Annotated in this window: 4 protein-coding genes; 1 reads left to right on the top strand and 3 read right to left on the bottom strand. The window is 52.9% G+C overall.

What is annotated here, in order from left to right; genetic code table 11:
- Window positions 1–140: 140 nt before the first annotated feature.
- The 3 genes from QZ197_RS14685 to QZ197_RS14675 form a co-directional block, all read right to left on the bottom strand.
- Window positions 141–869 (bottom strand): hypothetical protein, encoded by a 729-nt coding sequence (locus QZ197_RS14685; RefSeq protein ID WP_296432894.1) that lies wholly within the window; start codon window positions 867–869, stop codon window positions 141–143.
- 281 nt (window positions 870–1,150) lie between these two features.
- Window positions 1,151–2,374 carry an IS256 family transposase gene (locus QZ197_RS14680; protein ID WP_296432893.1) on the bottom strand — a complete coding sequence of 408 codons (1,224 nt, stop codon included), beginning with the start codon at window positions 2,372–2,374 and terminating at the stop codon, window positions 1,151–1,153.
- A gap of 402 nt (window positions 2,375–2,776) precedes the next feature.
- Window positions 2,777–3,865: a GGDEF domain-containing protein gene (locus QZ197_RS14675; protein ID WP_296432892.1), complete on the bottom strand. Its 1,089-nt coding sequence runs from the start codon at window positions 3,863–3,865 to the stop codon at window positions 2,777–2,779.
- 829 nt (window positions 3,866–4,694) lie between these two features.
- Here QZ197_RS14675 and QZ197_RS14670 point away from each other — a divergent pair.
- The coding region (locus QZ197_RS14670) for a transposase (RefSeq protein ID WP_296432891.1) at window positions 4,695–4,951 on the top strand (257 nt) is incomplete at its 3' end.

The raw sequence follows: 4,951 nt of genomic DNA, 5'->3' as shown, positions 1-4,951 counted from the left end.
GAAACACATCGACCAGTTGCTACCGTGGAATTTTAGAGGCTGAAGCAACGCTTACCAATGACCTTGTGATCAATCAGGTAAACGCCACATCGCCCCAAGAGGTCTTTGGCAGAGAGTTTGCCGCCCATAGCTTAAGTGGCTTAAAGCCCCAAGAGCTCTCGGAATTGCTGCTCTTCTTCAGCCGAAAGTGTCCGACCATTCGCAGCGGTTTTAAGGGCGTCATCCTCTACCTGACTTGCGCTCTCGTAAGTCTTGCCAAAGTCATTTGAGATCTGCATCAACCTAGCAGTCTCGGCTTCATAGGCTTCAAATGCTAACAGTTGCTCCTCAAGGGTGATACGATCGGCCTCATAAGTCTCAGATTCAACTGGAAGATTATTGAGCTGTTCTTGGATCTCGTCTCGCGAAGGGCCGTCGTAAGATTCGCTGAAAGTGAGATATTCGTTATAGGCGCGCGTCCATTCATCGTAGATGGCAATAGTGTTCTGGCTACTGCTGACATAGGATGCAATTCGGCCGACCTGACTATTTGGCTCAGCACTCGAAGCGGCATTTGGACTTGCGTGATAAGCATTTAGACCCTTAAGCATACTCGCCAAAGCACCCTGACCATTAGTATTGCCGTTTTTGTTGCCATCGGCGTTTCCATCAACACGCGCTATCGTATTACCGTTGCTACCAGCATTGCCGTTGCTACCAGCATTACCGTTGCTACCAGCATTACCGTTGCCTCTGGCATTGCCGCCGCCATGATCTCCTGATTTTCCTTGAGCAATCACCGCGCTGTCAGGATCAGTTAACAACACAGGAGTAACCATAAAGGCGCTAGCGAGAACCGCCACACCCAAACCTTTTGCCAACTTCATCATTTGATTTCTTCCTTAAAACACTGGAATTCAGTGTACAGCTATTAAAGTAGTCTGCCAATGCTGGGCGACACGCCCGACGTCATCGGACCGGTTCGAGTATTTGAGACTCGGGCTCATCTGGTTGATTGCATTATGCCGCGAGTTGTCTGTGATGCAAGCGCCGCGTTTCGAGCGTCTTACATTTGATCCTTTTACGTTGCTGTAGAATGGCTTTGTCGCGTCCGAGGTGGACCTCTGCGGGAGTGAGAGACTGTGCCGAATTTTGTGCGTGACGCGTTTTCTTACGTCATTGGAAAGCGTTCTTCGAACATGATGGCGAGCTGGCTTCTGACAGCGTGCCATTCTCGCACCGAACGCTTCCACTCGGTCGATGTAGCATTGAGTGCCAGATAGATCAATTTCGCCGCTGCGTCGTCGCTGGGGAAGTGGCCCCGGGTGCGGACGGCGCGCCGGATCTTCGAGTTCAAGGCCTCGATGGCATTCGTGGTGTAGATCAGCCTGCGTACCTCGGGTGGGTAGTCGAGAAACGGAATGACCTCGTTCCAGGCCCGGCGCCAGCTGGGCGCGATCGCCGGATACCGCCTGGCCAGGTCGTTATCCTCGAACTCTGCCAGGGCCAGTTCTGCCGCCTCGGCATCAACGGCCGTGTAGATAGCCTTGAGGGCGGCCGCGACAGCTTTGCGGTCTTTGTAGCTGGCGAAGTTCATGGAATGGCGCAGCAGGTGGACGATGCAGGTTTGGATCCGGGTCTGCGGAAAGGCGGCCTCGATGGCCTGCGGAAAGCCCTTCAGCCCGTCCACGACGGCGATGAGGATGTCCTGGACGCCCCGATTACGCAGATCGCTGAGAACCTTGGCCCAGAACTTTGCGCCCTCATTGGCCTGAAACCACAGGCCCAGAACGTCTCGCGTGCCATCCGGCAGCACCGCAAGGGCCACGAAGACCGCCTTGTTCGAGACCGCACCATCGCTGCGGATATTGACCCGGATCGCGTCCATGAAGACGATCGGATAGCAGGGTTCCAGAGGGCGGTTCTGCCAGGCGGTGACCTCCTCCATGACCGCGTCGGTGATTGCAGAAATCAGGCTGGGCGAGGCTTCAACCCCATAGATTTCCTCGATATGACCCTGGATCTCGCGGGTCGTCATGCCCCGGGCATACATGCTGATGATCTTGCGATCGAACTCAGGAAAGCGCCGCTGATACTTGGCGATCAGCATCGGATCGAACGTGCCGTTCCGGTCACGGGGGATGTCCAGAACCACCTTGCCGCTGTCGGTGGTCACCGTCTTCTGGCTGCTGCCATTGCGCCGATTGAGGGGCTGGTTGTGGCCCTCAGGCGCCTCCTCGGCGCGCTCTTCATAGAGATGGACGTCCATCTCTGTGCTCAGCGCACGTTCCGCAAGTGACTTGGTCAGTTCTGCCAAGATGCCGGTCTTGCCAAATAAATCACCAGGCGAACGGCCTTCCATCAGGCGGTCCAAAATATCTTTATCGATGCTCATACGTGGGTCTCCTCTGTGAGCAGTTACCACGTCAGCGCACAAAATTCAGGATAGTCCCGTGTTAAGGTAATGAATACGGCCCCCTGTGTCAGGGAAGTTGTCCACCACTCTACGTTTCCTGTATTTCTCAGGTGGGCACGCAACTCTCTCCATCATCCAGTAACAGGATCGCATTCGCACGGCGAGCGATACCATGATCGTCGCGCTGACTGCGCACGCAAGCGACAAGCTCACGTCGCTCTGAAGGGGAAAGAAAACTAGGGCTGATCATGCTCCTACTTGAATGGTTCCCAATCTCGGCGTCAACTTGTCAAATTTCGAGTGTCCGATGACCCGATGCAGAATTAGAATTCCTGTCCTATTCAAACCGAAACCCTCAAATCTGTTCCAAGGATGCTGACGTCAGACACTTCTTGCGTGTATGAGTGTCTTTTTCAGTATATCAGTTTCGTGTGTTAGGCTATCATCGTAACTCGCTGCAACCAATACGTTGCGGCCCTTGTCTTTTGCCGCGTACATAAGCCTATCGCCAAGCTGCATAGCTTCTGACAAAGTGATATGGGGAGGTATATTGTGGACCACCCCAATACTTAGTGTCGCGATGTTTTTAAAGTCATCACCAACAGTTGTAAGGACTTCGGTTTCAAATCTAGCTCGGATGCGATCTGCTATCCTCCTCATTCTGCATGTGGTGTCTCTTGGTAAAATAAGTAGGAACTCTTCGCCACCCACACGTGCAACAATGTCATGTTCCCGTGTAAAGTTACGAATTAAATCTGCAGCAAGGCATATGACATTATCTCCAGTTTTGTGGCCTAGTCTGTCATTGATAAGTTTGAAGTTGTCTAAATCGAGGACAGCTATAGAATATGGTTGCGGCGTAATTTGATTCAGTGTGACAAGTTCCAAGAACAGTTTTTCGACGCCTCGTCGGTTCCACAGGCTGGTCATGGGATCAGTATTGGCCGCGACTCCAAGGCGCTTATAGAGTTGACTAGACTCTCGACTCGCAGCGCTACATAGGGCTCCAGTAACGAACATACTTGTTGTGAATGTCACAACCTCGCCGAGGTTATATGTATCTGGCATAAGGAACAGCGCGTAGATAACGAAATAGCCGTAGATAGAGAGCATGATAATTAGGCTCAGCTTGCGACTAAAAAAGATATAGGAATACAGGACTAAGACTAAATACCAGGTAGGATTGAGAGAATTTGCGGGATTTAAAACTGGTGCGACAACGATCAAAACTAAGGCCACTAAAAGCCCGCACATGGCTGCAGTTTGCGCCCTGATAGATCCTGACAGTAGCCCAACTCCAATAACAGCGACCGCGAACCACGCAGCAAAGAAAACTGCGTACATCGTCCAGCCATCAAACCCTGTCCGCCAGTAGACAGCTAATTGTGCTGCAATTGCGATTAACGTCAACGCGACAGCATACCTTATCAGGCGAGTCTTGATTTCTAAAATTTCCATAACCACTGTCATAATTTTGAGAAAAACATAGCACGGAATGCGGCGATCAACAACATAGTCCGGCTTTTCCCAAATGTTGTATCGGCGGATACCAAAGTTGTTTGAAATTGCCCTTTAGACAAGCGTTGTTTGCCCGCCCGCCAAAGGCTGGCACTGCAGCGTCCCGCCTGAAACCTAAATCGCGGGAACTTCCACAGGTGTGTTTTTGTGATTTATCCTGTTTGCATAAATGGATCATGTCAGCACCTTTACCAGACGCGCTTCGGGCGCGTTTTGAGCGATATATTGCGGAAGGGTTAAGCGGTCGTGCGGCGGCATTGCGCCTGAAGCTTTCGCCCAAGACGGGAGTGGGATGGGCGCTTCCGATACAGCGGACGGGCCAGGCGGAAGCCGCGCCGCAGGGCCGACCAAAAGGCCGGTGCAAACTGGACCCGCATCGAGACTTCTTTGCCGAAATCATCGCGCAGGATGGCGACATCACAATGCCCGAGCTGAGTGCCGCTCTTTTTGACGCGACGCACGTTTGGGCGCACCCCAACGCTATTGGCCAGTTTCTCCGCAAGCTTGGCTACACATATAAAAGAGTCGCTGGAGGCCACCCAACGCCGCCGTGCCGAGGTAAGACGACAGTGCGAGGACTGGTTCAAGCACCGCATTCCTGCTGTGTCAAAGCACCCTGACCGTGTTGTCTTTATTGATGAAACATCAGTGAAGACAAACCTGACAAACAGAGGGGATAGGCCCCCTTGCTGAAACCGCCTGATCATGGACGCCCCCTTCGGCAAATGGGCACCCAGACCTTTATGGCCGGACTGACTGCAGGTGCGATGATCGCCCCTTGGTGATCAAAGGCGCCATGGATGGCGTGGCTTTCGCCGCTTATGTTGAGAGGGTTCTGGTGCTGGAACTCACTCCCAGAACCGTCGTCATCCTGGACAATGTGGCCATCCATAAAAACGCCCAAGCAGCAAGGGCGATGCGTAAGGCCGGATGCTGGTTCTTGTTCTTGCCGCCCTACAGTCCCGACCTCAACCCAATCGAAATTGTGTTCTCCAAGCTCAAAGCGCACCTGCGCCGGATAGGGCAGCGCACATTCAC

The sequence above is a fragment of the Yoonia sp. genome (assembly GCF_017854415.1).
Taxonomy (GTDB): Bacteria; Pseudomonadota; Alphaproteobacteria; order Rhodobacterales; family Rhodobacteraceae; genus Yoonia.
Note: the sequence above shows the minus strand (reverse complement) of the source record. Positions and strands in the feature narration are given on the sequence as shown.